The sequence below is a fragment of the Rhodococcus sp. B7740 genome (assembly GCF_000954115.1).
Taxonomy (GTDB): domain Bacteria; phylum Actinomycetota; class Actinomycetes; order Mycobacteriales; family Mycobacteriaceae; genus Rhodococcoides.
This window is the reverse complement of record NZ_CP010797.1, coordinates 5020314-5036950: the sequence shown is the minus strand read 5'-3', so window position 1 is coordinate 5036950 and position 16637 is coordinate 5020314. Positions and strand designations below refer to the sequence as shown.

Annotated in this window: 16 protein-coding genes; 9 read left to right on the top strand and 7 right to left on the bottom strand. The window is 65.1% G+C overall.

Annotated features, from left to right (window positions below):
* Positions 1-58: 58 nt before the first annotated feature.
* Complete coding sequence (locus NY08_RS23620; RefSeq protein ID WP_045199125.1) at positions 59-1066, bottom strand: 4-hydroxy-3-methylbut-2-enyl diphosphate reductase; 1008 nt, start codon at positions 1064-1066, stop codon at positions 59-61.
* A 122-nt stretch (positions 1067-1188) separates the two neighbouring features.
* Between NY08_RS23620 and NY08_RS23615 the strand changes: the two genes are divergently transcribed.
* From NY08_RS23615 to NY08_RS23605, 3 genes are read left to right on the top strand one after another with little or no spacing between them, the layout of a single operon-like run.
* Positions 1189-1806 carry a lipid droplet-associated protein gene (locus NY08_RS23615; protein ID WP_045201051.1) on the top strand — a complete coding sequence of 206 codons (618 nt, stop codon included), beginning with the start codon at positions 1189-1191 and terminating at the stop codon, positions 1804-1806.
* Entirely contained in the window at positions 1803-3065 is a 1263-nt protein-coding gene (gene xseA / locus NY08_RS23610; RefSeq protein ID WP_045199124.1) for an exodeoxyribonuclease VII large subunit, read from the top strand. The genes NY08_RS23615 and xseA overlap by 4 nt, the downstream gene beginning before the upstream one ends.
* Positions 3066-3079: 14 nt before the next feature.
* Entirely contained in the window at positions 3080-3301 is a 222-nt protein-coding gene (locus NY08_RS23605) for an exodeoxyribonuclease VII small subunit (protein WP_032394033.1), read from the top strand.
* Here the strand turns inward: NY08_RS23605 and NY08_RS23600 are convergent.
* Positions 3298-3870, bottom strand: a complete 573-nt coding sequence (locus NY08_RS23600; RefSeq protein ID WP_045199123.1) for a DUF4245 domain-containing protein — start codon at positions 3868-3870, stop codon at positions 3298-3300. The genes NY08_RS23605 and NY08_RS23600 overlap by 4 nt on opposite strands.
* A 135-nt stretch (positions 3871-4005) precedes the next feature.
* Between NY08_RS23600 and glpX the strand changes: the two genes are divergently transcribed.
* Positions 4006-5046, top strand: a complete 1041-nt coding sequence (glpX, locus tag NY08_RS23595; protein WP_045199122.1) for a class II fructose-bisphosphatase — start codon at positions 4006-4008, stop codon at positions 5044-5046.
* A gap of 47 nt (positions 5047-5093) precedes the next feature.
* Positions 5094-6494, top strand: coding sequence for a class II fumarate hydratase (locus NY08_RS23590; protein ID WP_032394030.1), 1401 nt, complete (start codon positions 5094-5096; stop codon positions 6492-6494).
* A 101-nt stretch (positions 6495-6595) separates the two neighbouring features.
* On the opposite strand, the gene NY08_RS23585 is transcribed toward NY08_RS23590, so the two are convergent.
* Positions 6596-7453, bottom strand: coding sequence for an acyl-ACP desaturase (locus NY08_RS23585; RefSeq protein ID WP_045199121.1), 858 nt, complete (start codon positions 7451-7453; stop codon positions 6596-6598).
* Positions 7454-7582: 129 nt separating this feature from the next.
* On the opposite strand from NY08_RS23585, the gene NY08_RS23580 reads away from it, so the two are divergent.
* The gene (locus NY08_RS23580) at positions 7583-9175 is read left to right on the top strand and encodes a serine hydrolase (protein ID WP_045199120.1); all 1593 of its coding nucleotides are present in this window, start codon (positions 7583-7585) and stop codon (positions 9173-9175) included.
* Positions 9172-9579 (top strand): limonene-1,2-epoxide hydrolase family protein, encoded by a 408-nt coding sequence (locus tag NY08_RS23575; protein ID WP_082073927.1) that lies wholly within the window; start codon positions 9172-9174, stop codon positions 9577-9579. Before NY08_RS23580 ends, NY08_RS23575 begins: the two co-directional genes overlap by 4 nt.
* Before the next feature lie 117 nt (positions 9580-9696).
* On the opposite strand, the gene NY08_RS23570 is transcribed toward NY08_RS23575, so the two are convergent.
* The 3 genes from NY08_RS23570 to NY08_RS23560 form a co-directional block, all read right to left on the bottom strand.
* Positions 9697-11022 carry a PhoH family protein gene (locus NY08_RS23570; protein ID WP_176459373.1) on the bottom strand — a complete coding sequence of 442 codons (1326 nt, stop codon included), beginning with the start codon at positions 11020-11022 and terminating at the stop codon, positions 9697-9699.
* Between the two features lie 429 nt (positions 11023-11451).
* Positions 11452-12735, bottom strand: coding sequence for a serine hydroxymethyltransferase (glyA, locus tag NY08_RS23565; protein ID WP_045199118.1), 1284 nt, complete (start codon positions 12733-12735; stop codon positions 11452-11454).
* A gap of 47 nt (positions 12736-12782) precedes the next feature.
* Entirely contained in the window at positions 12783-13979 is a 1197-nt protein-coding gene (locus NY08_RS23560; protein WP_045199117.1) for a hypothetical protein, read from the bottom strand.
* Between the two features lie 135 nt (positions 13980-14114).
* On the opposite strand from NY08_RS23560, the gene coaA reads away from it, so the two are divergent.
* The gene (gene coaA / locus NY08_RS23555) at positions 14115-15038 is read left to right on the top strand and encodes a type I pantothenate kinase (protein WP_037191653.1); all 924 of its coding nucleotides are present in this window, start codon (positions 14115-14117) and stop codon (positions 15036-15038) included.
* Between the two features lie 12 nt (positions 15039-15050).
* Here the strand turns inward: coaA and NY08_RS23550 are convergent, their stop codons facing one another.
* Complete coding sequence (locus NY08_RS23550; protein ID WP_032394023.1) at positions 15051-15833, bottom strand: isoprenyl transferase; 783 nt, start codon at positions 15831-15833, stop codon at positions 15051-15053.
* 133 nt (positions 15834-15966) lie between these two features.
* Between NY08_RS23550 and trhA the strand changes: the two genes are divergently transcribed.
* The gene (gene trhA, locus NY08_RS23545; protein ID WP_032394022.1) at positions 15967-16632 is read left to right on the top strand and encodes a PAQR family membrane homeostasis protein TrhA; all 666 of its coding nucleotides are present in this window, start codon (positions 15967-15969) and stop codon (positions 16630-16632) included.
* Positions 16633-16637: the final 5 nt, after the last annotated feature.

Sequence of the window (16637 nt, the reverse complement as noted above, 5' to 3'; positions counted from 1 at the left end):
GTTCCTGCTCCTGCGCAGGTTTCCGATACGAGGCGTCGACTTTTCGCTGACGTCGCTTCTAGCGAGCGGGACGCAACTCTCGGGGCAGAGAGAACACCAGGGTCTCGTTGGCGGTGGTGACCGGCTGAACGTCTGCATAGCCGTGCTCGGCGAACAGTTCGATGACGCCCTGCACCAGGATCTCCGGTACGGACGCACCCGAGGTGATACCGATCGTCTCGACCCCGTCGAGCCAGGCCAGGTCGATTTCCTTGGCGTAGTCGACGAGGTAGCTCGCTCGCGCACCCGCACCGAGCGCGACCTCGACCAACCGCACCGAGTTGGAGGAGTTCTTGGAGCCGACGACGATCACCAGATCGCATTCCGGTGCCATCGCTTTCACGGCGACCTGACGGTTCTGTGTGGCGTAGCAGATGTCGTCGCTGGGCGGGTCCTGCAGCGTCGGGAAGCGCTCACGCAGTTTCGCGACCGTCAGCATCGTCTCGTCGACACTCAGCGTGGTCTGGGACAGCCAGATGACCTTGTTCTCGTCTCGAACGGTGACGTTGTCGACCGATTCGGGCCCGTCGACCAGCTGAATGTGCTCGGGAGCCTCACCTGCGGTGCCCTCGACCTCCTCGTGACCTTCGTGGCCGATGAGCAGGATGTCGTAGTCGTCTCGGGCGAAGCGTTTGGCTTCCTGGTGCACCTTGGTCACCAAGGGGCAGGTGGCGTCGATCGTGCGCAGGTTTCGCTCGGCCGCAGAGGTGTGTACGGCAGGTGAGACACCGTGCGCGGAGAACACCAGCAGCGATCCCTCAGGAACCTCGTCGGTTTCCTCCACGAACACCGCGCCGCGATCGGACAGCGTCTCGACCACGTGCCGGTTGTGCACGATCTCCTTGCGCACGTACACCGGCGCACCGTGCTGTTCGAGCGCCTTCTCGACGGTCTCGACCGCACGATCGACACCCGCGCAGTAGCCCCGCGGCTCCGCGAGCAACACTCGCTTACCCCCGGCGTACGAGGACGCACCCGTACCGGCGGACTGTGCAATACCAAGATTCAGTGGAACAGCCGAAGACATACCTACCAGGATACGTGCACCGAGCGCGGCTACCTCGTTTCCGTGACCTCGAGCACCGGCTGGAGTGGGTCGTACCGCCTGTCGGCTACCCAAAGTTCACGGTTTCGGGCAGTCTGGTGCACATGACTCGAGTCCCCTTTGCAGCGCGCGTGGCTGCAGGCGTCGCCGTGACCGTCGTGGAAGAGGCTCGCAAGCTTCCCGGTTCCGCCCTGATGCTGCCGATGACGGTCGTCAGCGAGGCACTGGCGCGTGGCATGCGATTCCAGCAGCAGGTGACGGCGCTGGCCATCAAGGGCGATCTGATCATCGCGACCCTGCCGGTCATCGGGACCCCGACCGAGGAGCAGCCCGCCTGGGCCAGCTTCGACGACGACGGAGACGAGACCTTCGACACCGAGTCGAGATTCGACGCCGCTGTCATCACCGACGACGTCGATGTGCCCGACGCCACCGTGGCCGAGCCCGTCGCTGCGAACGGCCGCTTCGCTCTGTACTCGACGCCTCCGCTGGACGAGCCGGTCCAGGACACCTCGGCCAAGCGCGCTCCCTCCGCCGACAAGCCCGAGATCGTCGAGATGATCGACTTCGACACCCTCGCCCTGGCGCAGCTGCGCGCGCGCCTGCGCACACTCTCGATCGAGGACCTCGAAACCCTGCTCGAGTACGAGAACGACACGCTCTCCCGCGCACCGTTCCAGACGATGCTCGCCAACCGCATCACCACCGCCAAGGCCAAGTGAGCACTCCCCCTACTCAGTCCGGTCCCACCCAACCAGGCGCGAGCACCGCCGAACAGCCATGGCCGGTGCGTACCGTCGCCATGAAGGTCGCCGGCTGGATCGACAAGCTCGGCTCCATCTGGGTGGAGGGGCAGCTCACCCAGATCAACGCTCGCCCCGGCACCAGAACGGCCTTTCTGACACTGCGCGATCCGTCGGCCGACATGTCGCTGTCGGTGACGTGTTCGCCGCAGTTGCTCGATCGTTCACCCGTTCCGCTGACCGAGGGTGCCCGCGTCATCCTCTACGGCAAGCTGTCGTTCTTCACCGGCAGGGGAACGATCTCGCTGCGCGCCACGGACATTCGCGCGGTGGGCGTCGGCGAACTGCTGGCTCGCATCGAACGACTCAGAGCCCTGCTCGCCGCGGAAGGATTGTTCGACCCGCGCCTGAAACGTCCGCTGCCGTTCCTGCCGGGCACCATCGGCCTGATCACCGCACGCGCCAGCGCAGCCGAGAAGGACGTGCTCACCGTCGCGCAGAGGCGTTGGCCCGCGGTCCGATTCGAGGTTCGCAACACACCTGTTCAGGGTCCGCAATCGGTGCCGGCGATTCTGGACGCCCTGAAGGAGCTGAACGACGACCCCGCCGTCGACGTCATCATCCTCGCCCGAGGCGGCGGTAGCGTCGAGGATCTGCTGCCGTTCTCCGACGAGGCCCTGTGCCGCGCCATCTCTCGCGCCACCACGCCGATCGTCAGTGCGATCGGCCACGAGCCCGACAGCCCGCTCAGCGACCACGTGGCCGACCTGCGGGCCGCAACCCCTACCGATGCCGCCAAACTCGTGGTGCCCGACGCCGTCGCCGAACAAGCTCTCGTCTCGGAATTGAAGTCGAGAAGTGCTGCAGCGCTGCGCAATTGGGTCGAGCGCGAGGCACGCGGCCTGGACATGCTTCGACACCGCCCGGTGCTGGCGGACCCACTGGCCGCACTCGAGCAGCGTCGCGAGGAGATTCGGCGGCTGCTCGATGCGGCCCGACGCGACGTACAGCGCGAACTCACCACACAGGACACGCTCGTCGAACATCTGCGGGCCAGGCTGTCGACGCTGGGGCCTGCTGCCACACTTGCTCGAGGCTATGCCGTCGTACAGCGGGTGGTCGCGGGTTCGGATCCCGAGGTTCTGCGTTCGGTCGAGGACGCGCCACCGGGTACACAGATCAGAGTGCGCGTGGCCGACGGTGCCGTCACCGCCGCAGTCATGGGGCGAGTCAAATGACAGAAGGAGTACGCATGAGCGAGAACGACAAGCCGGTATCGGAACTGGGCTACGAAGAGGCCCGCGACGAATTGGTGGGCGTGGTGAAGATCCTCGAGCAGGGCGGGCTCGATCTCGATGCCTCCCTGGCCCTGTGGGAGCGGGGAGAGCAGCTGGCCACTCGCTGCGAGGAGCAGCTCGCCGGTGCCCGCAAGCGAATCGAGACCGCGCTCGCGAGTACCGAGAAGCACAGCTAGGGCGTGAGCGGTTCGGTCACCTCGAGGGACTCGGCCAGCGTGGTGAAGTCCTCGGTGCCGGCAGTACCGCCCAGCAGGATTCGCACGTCACCGAAGTCCGAGACCCAGTACTTTCGCGAGCCCTCCTCGCCGTAGACGACCCAGTCCCGACCCGACACGTTCTGTGTGCCCGACGCGTACACCGTCTCCTCGCCGGCGACGAAGGGAACCAACACTTCCTCGACGGCGCTGGTCTGGGTCAGCTGCAGATACGCACCCGATCCGGTGATGTATCCGACAGTCGACACCTGTCCGCCGTTGTCGCCTGCGATCGTCGGACGACTGCCCGAGTTGGGGGTCCAATCCTCGGGAACAGCCGGATTGCGCACCGGAAAGCCGATTTCGGACGCGTCGTACTGCAGCGCAGTGTCGATGTCGAAGTTGGGGATGGGGCCCTGCTTGGGCCCACCGGGGCTCAGCGAGCACTGACTGGCAATACCGGCGATCAGCAAACATGCGATGACCAGCGGTATGAGCGACCACACCATGTCGCGGCTGTTGTTGAGAATCCGGGGTTTGCTGTTCGCCACCTCACCAGTATCCCCTCTGCGCAGCAGTGCTCGGTCGGCGCGTGCCTCACAGACGACCCGACCCCACCGCGGGCATCACAGAAGTGAGATAATCGCGCCTGGGTAACACCCCACCAACCAGGAGGCTACAAACCGATGACGGCCAGCACCGAGTCCACTCGCGCCATGGCGCCAGATCGCAACCTCGCACTCGAACTCGTACGCGTCACCGAGGCCGGTGCGCTCGCCTCGGGTCGCTGGGTCGGTCGCGGCGACAAGGAAGGTGGCGACGGAGCAGCAGTCGACGCCATGCGTCAGTTGGTCAGCTCGGTCTCGATGCGCGGCGTCGTCGTCATCGGCGAGGGCGAAAAGGACGAAGCGCCGATGCTCTACAACGGCGAACAGGTCGGCAACGGCAACGGCCCCGAGGTCGACTTCGCCGTCGATCCCGTCGACGGCACAACGCTGATGGCCAAGGGCATGCCCAACGCCATCTCCGTTCTCGCGGTCGCCGAGCGCGGTGCCATGTTCGATCCGTCCGCCGTCTTCTACATGAGGAAGATCGCCGTCGGACCCGACTTCGCCGACGTCATCGACATCACCGCACCGGTCGCGGAGAACATCGCCCGCGTCGCCAAGATCAAGAAGGGATCCTCCTCCGACGTCACGGTGTGCATCCTCGACCGACCCCGGCACGCCGAACTGATCCAGCAGGTGCGCGACACCGGCGCTCGCATTCGTCTGATCTCCGACGGCGACGTCGCAGGTGCCATCGCCGCCGCCCGACCCACCTCCCCCATCGACATCCTCATGGGCACCGGCGGAACTCCCGAAGGCATCATCGCGGCGGCCGCGATGCGCTGCATGGGCGGCGTCCACCAGGGCATGCTGGCTCCGACCGACGACGACGAACGCCAGAAGGCGATCGACGCCGGACACGATCTCGATCGCGTCCTGTCCACCGAGGACCTGGTCTCGGGCGAGAACGTCTTCTTCACCGCGACCGGCGTCACCGACGGCGACCTGCTCCAGGGCGTCCGATACTCGGGCGGCGGTGCACACACGCAGTCCATCGTGATGCGCTCGAAGTCCGGCACCGTCCGCATGATCGACGCGTACCACCAGCTCAACAAGCTCAAGGAGTACTCGACCATCGACTTCGACGGCGACACCTCCGGCGCCATCCCGTCCTTCTGACCGTCCGCTCGACGAAGTTTCCGCTCCCCTACCGAGGCAAGAGGTCAATGACAGAGAACGAACAGCAGTTCCGGATCGAGCACGACACGATGGGAGAGGTTCGCGTACCCATCGATGCGCTCTGGCGTGCCCAGACGCAGCGTGCCGTGGAGAACTTCCCCATCTCGGGCCGCCCGCTCGAGCGCACTCAGATTCGCGCGATGGGCCTGCTCAAAGCAGCCTGCGCGCAGGTCAACAAAGACCTCGGTCTGCTCGACGGCACGCTGGCCGACGCGATCATCGCCGCCGCCACCGAGATCGCCGACGGCAAGCACGACGACCAGTTCCCGATCGACGTCTTCCAGACCGGCTCGGGCACCAGCTCGAACATGAACGCCAACGAGGTCATCGCGTCGATCGCCAAGGCGGCAGGCGTCGAGGTGCACCCCAACGACCACGTGAACATGTCGCAGTCCTCCAACGACACGTTCCCGACGGCCACTCACGTCGCCGCCACCGAGGCAGCCGTGACCTCGCTCGTGCCCGCACTGCGTCACCTCCACGAGGCTCTCGTGACCAAGGCAACGGAGTGGAAGCACGTCGTCAAGTCCGGCCGCACCCACCTCATGGATGCCGTTCCGGTCACCCTCGGTCAGGAATTCGGCGGTTACGCCCGTCAGATCGAAGCAGGCATCGAACGCGTCGAGGCCACCCTGCCGCGGCTCGGTGAACTGCCCATCGGCGGCACCGCCGTCGGCACCGGACTCAACGCACCCGACGGCTTCGGCCCGAAAGTCGTTGCAGCACTGGTCGAGTCGACCGGCATCGACGCACTGACCGCCGCCAAGGATTCGTTCGAGGCGCAGGCCGCACGTGACGGACTCGTCGAGGCCTCGGGCGCACTGCGCACCATCGCGGTCTCACTGACCAAGATTGCCAACGACATTCGCTGGATGGGATCGGGACCGCTCACCGGACTCGGCGAGATCGCCCTCCCCGACCTGCAGCCCGGCAGCTCCATCATGCCCGGCAAGGTCAATCCCGTTCTGCCCGAAGCTGTTACGCAGGTCGCGGCTCAGGTCATCGGCAACGACGCCGCAGTCGCATTCGGTGGCGCGTCGGGCGCATTCGAGCTCAACGTCTACATCCCGATGATGGCGCGCAACGTGCTCGAGTCGTTCAAGCTGCTCGCCAACGTCTCGGTGCTGTTCGCCGACAAGTGCGTCGTCGGACTCGAAGCCAACGTCGAGCACCTCAAGACCCTCGCCGAGTCCTCGCCGTCCATCGTGACGCCGCTGAACTCCGCGATCGGCTACGAGGAAGCCGCCGCAGTCGCCAAGCAGGCACTGAAGGAGAAGAAGACGATCCGTCAGACGGTCATCGACCGCGGACTGATCGGCGACAAGCTCAGCGAAGCCGAACTCGACAAGCGCCTCGACGTCCTCGCCATGGCGAAGGTCAAGGACTAGCTTTCCCGTTCGCCCCGTCGGACCCCTGAACGCGTGAATGGTCCATTGCACCGCCGAGACGTGTGCAATGGACCATTCACGCTTTCGAAAGGGGCCGAACCTCAGGCGAGGTGAGCGAGTTCCTCGCGTGCCTTCAGGCCGTCCTCGCCCAGATCGGTGCGATCGAAGATCTTCCAGCCCGCGAGCAGCGGCTTGAACACCTTCTCGCGTTCCTGATCGGCGTCGTAGATTCCGGCTTCGGCGAGAGCGGCGGTGCTGCTGCCGCGGTCCGGCAGGTCGACCTCGGGAATCTTGAATCCGTTGACCCGGTCTGCGATGGCGCGGGCGGCCTGATCGGGAACCACGGCGAAGGCCTCGTTCAGAATATTGGCGTAGAACGTCGACTGCAGGGCGTCGTCGTCGGCGATCTTGCCGAGGATGGTGGCCAACACCGGATCCTTGCCGAGAGCGATGGTGTTGCGGTTACGCAGGGCGGCAGCGGCCTCCTCGATGGCGAAATGCGCGAGGATGTCGAGCAGATGCTGGCTGGGCGCATCGTATCCGAGCGTCATGTGCTCCATCCGTACCCGCTCGAGGGCGACCGGATCGACTGCACGGGTGAGCACCAGGAAGTTGCGCAACACTATCGACTGCCGGTTCTCCTCCGACGTCCATCGGCCGGTCCACTTCCACCAGGCACCGAGGCCGGTGAGCGCGTGGGCCAGTTCGCGGTGGTACGCAGGCAGGTTGTCGGCCACCAGCACGCCGACCGTGGCGGACAGGATTTCGACATCGCTGAGATGCGACTGCTCGGGCGACCAGTCCTCGCCACCGAGGAACGCGAAGTTCTTGCCGTCGTCGAACGGCGCGAGGTCATGGGGGTGCCAATCGCTCGCTGCCTCGATGTGGCGTCGTAGATTCTCTTCGACCGCGGGCTCCAAACGGACCAGCAGATCACCGTCGGACAGGTTCGTAGACATGCGGTAACCGTAGCGCCTGCGCCCGAGTGCCCGACGTCGCGCCCCTGACCATTGTGAATTCTCCTAACGCCAGGTCGTTGCGGGTCTATTCTCATGTGCATCCAATCATCGAAGTGAGGACTCCTCGTGATGCGGTCGGGTCGAAATTCTCTGTGTCTTGTTGCTGTGTGCTCTCTGATCGTGCTGGTCGGATGCTCGAACGACGCACCGACCGCAGACAGTCCCCCGACATCCGAGCCCGCGCCGACCAGTGACCTGTCCCCAGGTCAGGTCGCGGGCGTCGATGTTCCGGCCGGCCGCGTCGACGATGCCGTCGGCAAGCTCGACGGCATCGCCGAGGAGCTGATGGCATCGTCGAACATCCCCGGGATGGCCATAGCCGTCGTGCACGGATCCGACGTCGTCTACTCGAAGGGGTTCGGCGTCCGCGAAGTGGGCTCGGACGAACCCGTCGACGGTGACTCGGTGTTCCAGTTGGCGTCGCTGTCCAAATCGGTGGGTGCGACGGTCATCGCGTCCCAGGTGGGAGCGGGCGTGATCGACTGGTCGACGCCGGTGGTCTCGGAATTGCCGTGGTTCGCTCTCGACGACCCGTGGGTGACCCAGAACGTCACGGTCGGCGACTTCTATGCGCATCGAAGCGGGCTGCCCGAGCACGAAGGCGATCTGCTCGAGGACCTCGGTTACGACCGCAGACAGATTCTCGAACGCCTGCGCGAGGTCCCCCTCGACCCGTTCCGCTCCACGTACCACTACACCAACTTCGGCATCACGGCTGCGGCCGAGGCCGTCGCTGCGGCGTCGGGCAAGGACTGGGACACCCTCAGCCAGGACACGATCTACGGCCCGCTCGGCATGACCTCGACCAGCTCGTCGTTCGCGGACTACATCGCGCGGGCCGATCGGGCCGTACCCCACGTACTCGTCGACGGCGAGTACCAGGCGAAGTACCAGCGGGAACCCGATCCACAGACCCCGGCCGGTGGCGTCAGTTCCTCGGTGAACGACCTCGCGAAGTGGCTGACGATGCTGATCGCCGACGGAAACCACGACGGACGACAGCTCGTGGACCCCGAAGCCCTCCTGCCCGCGATCAGCGCGCAGATCGTCTCGAGCCCGTCGGAGACACCGGATTCACGCGCCGGCTACTACGGCTACGGATTCAACGTCTCCACCAGTGCGGCCGGTCGCACGACGGTGAGCCATTCGGGAGCATTCGCGCTCGGAGCGGGCACCAACTTCGTCTGGATTCCATCCCTCGACGTGGCCATCGTCGTACTGACCAATGCCGCACCCATCGGCATCGCCGAAACGGTGACCGCCGAGTTCGCTGACCTCGTCCAGTTCGGCGAGGTGCGGGAGGACTGGCGAACGCTGTACAAGAACGCCTTTGCCGGCATGAGCGAACCGGAGGGCGAGCTCGCAGGCAAGACCCCGCCCACGAATGCCGCTGCACCACAACCTCTCACGTCGTACACAGGGGTGTACCAGAACAGCTATTGGGGGCCTGCGACGATAACGGAGGTCAACGGGAAACTGGTGTTGGCCATCCGGCCGAACGGAACCTCCTACGAGTTGTCGCCCTGGGACGGTGATACGTTCACGTTCGAACCGACCGGTGAGAATGCACCCGACGGAACCGTTTCCGAGGCGACGTTCGACGGGAACACGCTGACCCTGGAGTTCTTCGACGGCGATGGATTGGGACGATTCACCAAGTGACCGACACACAGCAGGCAACCGAGACCGTAGTGAATCTGTTCGACGCGTTGAGAAGTCGAGACACCGAGCGCGCCATGTCGCTCCTCGACGAACGCGTCGTGTGGCACAACGTCGGCTTACCGAAGGTTCGCGGCCACTCGAACGTGGGCAGGTTCATGGCGACGCTCGCCAAGCCTGCGTTCGGCTTCGACGTGGTCGTGCACAACATCGCTGCCGACGGAGACGTCGTGCTCACCGAGCGCACCGATGTGCTGATCTGGCGACGACTCCGAATCGAGTTCTGGGTGTGCGGAACCTTCGAGCTGCGCGACGGCAAAGTAGCCGTGTGGCGGGACTACTTCGACAACGTCGACTTCCTGAAAGGGTTTGTGCGAGGGGCATTCCGGGCCGTGCTCGGCCGGTGACCCCTGTGAGCGGAACTTCGTAGTGCGGTACGAGGCAGGAGTGGAGCCTGCGAAACGACCCTGAAGGCAGGAGTGGAGCCTGCGAAACGACCCGCAGGCTCCACGCTCCCAGGGGGATCAGGCTCCCGAAGGCCCGAACTCTTCGAGCATTTCCGTCACCAGTGCCGCGATCGGTGAACGCTCGCTGCGGGTGAGGGTGATGTGCGCGAAAAGTGGGTGACCCTTGAGCTTTTCGATCACTGCAGCGACGCCGTCGTGTCGTCCGACGCGCAGGTTGTCTCGCTGAGCGACGTCGTGGGTGAGTACGACGCGTGAGCCCGAACCGAGCCGGGACAGAACCGTCAGCAGCACGTTGCGTTCGAGTGACTGCGCCTCGTCGACGATCACGAAGGAGTCGTGCAGCGATCGGCCGCGAATGTGCGTCAATGGCAACACTTCCAGCATTCCGCGGGCGATGACCTCCTCCATCACTTCCGGGCTCGCGAGCCCTTCGAGGGTGTCGAAGACCGCCTGACCCCAGGGACCCATTTTTTCGCTCTCGCTACCGGGGAGGTAGCCGAGCTCCTGGCCACCGACGGCGTAGAGAGGCCGGAAGACAACGACTTTGCGGTGCGAGCGACGTTCGAGAACGGCCTCCAATCCGGCGGTCAGCGCCAGAGCGGACTTACCGGTGCCTGCTTTTCCGCCGAGCGAGACGATGCCGATGCTCTCGTCGAGCAGAAGATCCAGCGCCACTCGCTGTTCCGCCGAACGGCCGTGCAGGCCGAACGCCTCACGCTCACCGCGCACGAGTTGGATCTGCTTGTCCGGCGTGACGCGACCCAGCGCGCTCTGCCGTCCGGCAAGCAGTCGAACTCCCGTGTGACACGGCAGGTCTCGCGCTTCCACGAGGTCGATGACGCCGTCGTTGAACAGCGTGTCGACTGCGTCGGACGGTACTTCGAGTTCGGTCATTCCGGTCCAACCGGACGGCACCACGTCGTGTGCGTGGTATTCGTCGGCGGGGAGACCGACGGCACCGGCCTTGACGCGCAACGGAATGTCCTTGCTGACGAGCACGACGTCCTTGCCCTCTGCCTTCAGATTGAGGGCACAGGCGAGGATTCGAGAATCGTTGGAGTCGGTGCGGAATCCGACGGGAAGTACCGAGGGATCGGTGTGATTGAGCTCGACTTGCAGTGTGCCGCCCGATGTTCCGATGGGAACCGGCTGGTCGAGTCGACCGAACTCGACGCGCAGGTCGTCGAGCATGCGCAAGGATTCCCGCGCGAACCATCCCAATTCGTGATGGTGGCGTTTGCCCTCCAACTCGCTGATGACGATCAGCGGAAGTACCACATTGTGCTCGGCGAACCGGATGACTGCCCACGGATCCGAAAGCAGGACCGAGGTATCGAGCACGAATGTCCGAAGAGGGGCGGAAACGGAGCGTGAAGTGGTCACGTGGGGCTCCTACGTCTGCGCGGTACCGCGCAAACTCTGTCGCTCGGCCGGTCGGGTCCGATGTGTCAGGTGACACGAGGACCGGGTACCGGCCCTCTCGCGCTCACTAGCTCAGTCACGTATCAGAACCTCCCGCACAGGTAGCTTCCCCGCTGCCTGTTACTGCCGACGGTACCGCCGAAATCGAGGTTCGGCTCGTTGGAAGTCTGGCGTGTCGGTGAACAACGCGTTACGGCCGAATCGACCCAGGTCGGCAATCGAGCGGTGCCGAGAGTGCCCTCCCCGGATGCGTCAATGGACCACTGCATACGTCTGGGCGCTGCAATGGTCCATTGACCCAGACCAGGGTTCTGCGTGAATGGACCACTGCATACGTCCGAGCGGTGCAATGGTCCATTGACGCGGACCGGGGTGGGCGCGAGTGCTGGGTCAGCCCAGCAGTCCCCAGTCTTCGAGGCCCTCGTACAGTGGCTTGCTCTGTGCCAACTTCACGACGCGGTCCTTGAGGGAATCGCTGGCCTCGCCGGTGGCCAGGGCGGTGCCGATGATGTCGGCCACCTCGGTGAACTCGGCCTCGCCGAATCCGCGGGTTGCCAGTGCGCCGGTGCCGATGCGCAGGCCGGAGGTGACCATCGGCGGGCGGGGGTCGAAGGGCACTGCGTTGCGGTTGACGGTGATGCCGACCTCGTGCAGGAGGTCCTCGGCCTGTTGGCCGTCGAGCTCGGAGTTGCGCAGGTCGACGAGCGCGAGGTGCACGTCGGTGCCGCCGGTGAGGACGGAGATGCCCTTGTCGGCGACGTCGGCACCGGTGAGGCGATCGGCGAGCAGCGATGCACCGAGGAGGGTGCGTTCCTGGCGTTCCTTGAACTCGGGCATCGCAGCGATCTTGAAGGCGACGGCCTTGGCGGCGATGGCGTGCATCAGCGGCCCGCCCTGCTGGCCGGGGAACACTGCGGAGTTGAGCTTCTTGGCCCATTCCTTCTTGGCCAGGATGATGCCGGAGCGGGGTCCACCGAGGGTCTTGTGCACGGTCGAGGAGACGACGTCCGCGTACGGCACGGGCGAGGGGTGCACGCCTGCGGCGACGAGTCCGGCGAAGTGCGCCATGTCCACCCAGAGCAGTGCGCCCACTTCGTCGGCGATGGAGCGGAACGCAGCGAAGTCCTGGTGGCGCGGGTAGGCAGACCAGCCGGCGATGAGCACCTGCGGCTTGGCGGCGATGGCCTGCTTGCGCACCTCGTCCATGTCGATCCGGTGGTCTTCCTTCGACACCCCGTACGACTCGACCTCGTAGAGCTTGCCCGAGAAGTTGAGCTTCATGCCGTGCGTGAGGTGGCCGCCGTGCGCCAGGTCGAGGCCCATGATCTTGTCGCCCGGGTTGATCAGGGCCATCAGCACGGCGGCATTGGCCTGTGCGCCTGCATGCGGCTGCACGTTGGCGAACTCGGCACCGAAGAGTTCCTTCGCGCGGTTGCGCGCGAGATCCTCGACGATGTCGACGTGCTCGCAACCGCCGTAGTAGCGGCGGCCTGGGTAGCCCTCGGCGTACTTGTTGGTCAGGACGCTGCCCTGGGCCTGCAACACCGCGCGGGGGACGAAGTTCTCCGAGGCGATCATCTCGAGAGTGTCGCGCTGACGCCCCAGCTCACCGGCCATCGCCTCGGCGACCTCGGGATCGAGTTCGGCCAGTGACAGGTTGTTGACGTCAGTCATAACAGGAGTCTCCAAAGGGACAGCAGAATGAAGGGGGCTCGGCCAGTTTACGAGACGCGCACTGCACCGGGTGTCAGTGGCTCGTCGAGCAGCCTGCCGAACAGCTGCGCGCGCTCACTCGCCGTCTCGCCACGGTCCAGCCAGCCGGCCAGCAGCTTGTAGCCCTCGACGTAGGTGCTGATGTACGCCCGCCACAGCGGGGAGGACAGAAACCGCAGGCTGTGCCGGGCGCGCTGCGGCGATGCCAACGACCATCGCTCCAGGTAGGCGGCTACGTCGTCCTCGCTCTTGTGCTGGTCGTGCAGCAGCAGCGCGGCGTCCTGGCGCACCCCCAGCAGCCGGCTCGACGCGGCCGCGAGACGCTCGGCCTTGTCGCCGTCGAACCGCAGACCCAGATCGGCGTAGATCTCCTGCGCCCACAGGCCCCAGCCCTCGCCCACGATGGCCCCGAGGGCGTGATCGGCCAGGCCCTCGGCCATCAGGCACTGCGGGGTGTTGACCAGGAACAGCGTCTGCTCCAGCTGGCCTGCACCGACCAGTCCGGTCTCCTTGCGGCAGTGCTCGGTGTGGTGGCCGGGATAGGACTCGTGCGCGATCAGGTGCGGCAGATTGGCCATCTGCTGCTCGATGTCGGAGTTGATCGCGACGGTCGACCGGTAGTCACCGAGGTAGTAGTTGAACCCCGACCACGGCTTGTCGCCGACGACCTCGTAGGTCACTTTCTCGGTGTCGGGCAGTGTGTACTCGGCGCGGACGCGGTCGCGCAGTGCGGACGAGAACGCCTCGACACAGTCCTGCAGTCGGTCGGCCGGAATCACGTCGGCTCGGCGATGCGCGATCAACCGTTCGCCCAGCGACCCGGGACCGGCGAGGACCTCGTCCATCATGCGGTGTGCCTGCAGGTACTGGTCCTGATCGCCCGCGGAGATTCGGACGTCGAAGTAGGCGTAGACCTCGTCGACGAAGCCGATGTCCTCGCCTGCGAACTTGCGTGCCGAGCATTCGAGTGCGCGCAGGTGGACGTCCAGGAACGTCGTGCGCTCGGGCGTCAGATCGACGTTGCCGAGCTCGGCGCGCAGTGTCTGTGCCCGACGGATCAGCTCACGCGGCTCGGGCGCGGGGGCGTTCTCGGTGATACGACGCAACTCGGGATCGCCGGTGTACGCGTCGACGAATCCGTCTTCGAGCCGGTCGAAACTCAGGCCCAGCAGCAGGTATTCACGAACGAGGGAAGCAGCATCCATAACCGAACCCTAGTACGGCGAACGACCCCGCCCGTGCGCGATCGACCGGCACCGAGCACAATCTGGAACCATGCGACTCGCGCTCGACAGGAGCTCAGCCGAACCCTCCGCAGCTCCGACCTGTTGGAGCGGTGCGTGAGCGAGTCCAGTCCGTACGTCGAGTTCGACCGTGTGCAGTGGCGCACGCTGCGCCAATCCACGCCGTTGGTGCTGACCGAGGAAGAACTCGTCGGTCTGCGTGGTCTGGGTGAACAGATCGATCTCGACGAGGTGGCGGAGGTTTATCTGCCGCTGGCACGACTGATTCACCTCCAGGTCGCGGCTCGGCAACGACTGTTCGCCGCGACCGCGACGTTCCTCGGCGAGAAGCACCCCGACCGTCAGGTCCCGTTCGTCATCGGTGTCGCGGGCAGTGTCGCCGTCGGCAAGTCGACGACGGCCCGTGTGCTGCAGGCACTCCTGGCTCGATGGGACCACCATCCGCGGGTCGATCTGGTCACCACCGACGGATTCCTGTATCCGACGGCCGAGCTCATGCGTCGAGGCATACTGCACCGCAAGGGATTTCCCGAGAGTTACGACAGGCGCAAACTGCTCAGATTCGTCACCGAGGTCAAGTCCGGTACCGAAGAGGTCGGCGCACCGGTCTATTCGCACGTCTCGTACGACATCGTCAAGGGCCAGTACCACATGGTCCGTCAACCGGACATCCTGATCGTGGAGGGGCTCAACGTTTTACAGACCGGACCACGGTTGATGGTCTCGGATCTGTTCGACTTCTCGATCTACGTCGACGCGCGGATCGAGGACATCGAGAGTTGGTACGTCAAACGCTTTCTCGCATTGCGCAAGACGTCCTTCACCGATCCGTCCTCGCACTTCCACCACTACGCAGGCCTGTCCGACGACCACGCGCAGATCGCGGCCGAGGATCTGTGGCATTCGATCAACCTGCCCAACCTGGTGGAGAACATCCTGCCCACGCGACCGCGAGCGACGATGGTGCTGCGCAAGGACAACGACCACGCGATCAACCGGCTGCGGCTTCGTAAGCTGTAGAGCCGAACTCGATCAGATACCGAAACGTCGGTGTCTGGCCGCGAAGTCGCGCAGCGCACGCAGGAAGTCGACGCGACGGAATTCGGGCCAGTAGGCCTCGGTGAACCAGATTTCCGAGTACGCGCTCTGCCACAGCAGGAAGCCGGACAGTCGCTGTTCGCCCGAGGTGCGGATGACGAGATCCGGGTCGGGTTGGCCGGAGGTGTAGAGGTGACTGCCGATCTCGTCGACGTTGATCGACGCCACCAGGTCGTCGCCACTGACGCCCTCGGCGATCTTCTCGCTGACGAGGGACTGCACGGCGTCGGCGATTTCCTGCCGCCCGCCGTATCCGACGGCGACATTGACGTGCGTTCCGGATCGTCCCTCGGTCAGCGCTGCTGCTTCCTTGAGCCGACGCGCGGTCGACGCGGGGAGCAGATCGAGGGTGCCGACGAGTTTGACGCCCCAGTTCATCTCGGGTCCGCAGATCTCCTCGACGACGTCGGTGATGATATCGAGCAGTGAATCCAATTCGTCCGCGTCTCGGCGCAGGTTCTCGGTGGAGAGCAGGTAGATGGTGGCCATCTCGATTCCGGCCGCGTCACACCAGCCGAGCATCTCGGCGATCTTCAGGGCTCCCATCCGGTGCCCGTGCGCGACGTCGGTGAATCCGTTCTCGCGCGCCCAGCGGCGATTGCCGTCGCACATCACCGCCACGTGCCGAGGGTGCTGAACCCCTTCGAGCTGGCTCAGCAGACGCCGCTCGTACACGTTGTAGAGAACGCCGCGGACCTTCTGCGGAATGATCACCACTGCTTCGTCACCGCTGCTCTCATCACCACGAAGGATCACCTTACGCCGACGTCTGCGAGCCGGTCGCCGGTACAGTAGCGTCAGAACCTACGGTGGCGTAGGTTTCGCCGGCGGTACGGAGAGGTCATCTTTCATGACGATGTTCGGACTGGACGAGATTCCCGTCAAACCACGTATGCGCGGCTGGATTCACCTGTACGCGTTCGGCGTGGCGGTGGTGTGCGCTATCACCCTCGTCACCCTCGCGTTCAGCATGGTCTCGGTCAGTGCGGGGGTGGCCGTGAGCGTGTACTCCGTCACCGTCTGCGGCGTGTTCGGGGTCAGTGCCACCTACCATCGCGTGCACTGGAAGACCGCGGCGTCGCAGATCTGGATGAAGCGCGCCGATCATTCGATGATCTTCCTGTTCATCGCAGGTAGCTACACCCCGTTCGCCGTGCTGGGTCTACCCGCCTCGACCGGACGCGTGCTGCTCGTCGTCGTGTGGGTCGGGGCCCTCGCCGGGGTGGCACTGAAGATGTTGTGGCCCACAGCTCCCCGATGGGTCGGAGTACCGCTGTACCTACTCCTCGGCTGGGCGATCGTCCCGGTCGCACCCGCGCTGATCGAGCACGTCGGCTTTGCACCGTTTCTGTTGCTGCTCGTGGGCGGGGTGTTCTACAGCGTCGGGGCCGTGCTGTACGCCACCAAGTGGCCGAATCCTTGGCCCACCACCTTCGGCCATCACGAGTTCTTCCACGCCGCGACGGTCCTGGCGGCAACCTGCCACCTGGTCGCCGTGTGGCTCGTACTGTTCTGATCCGC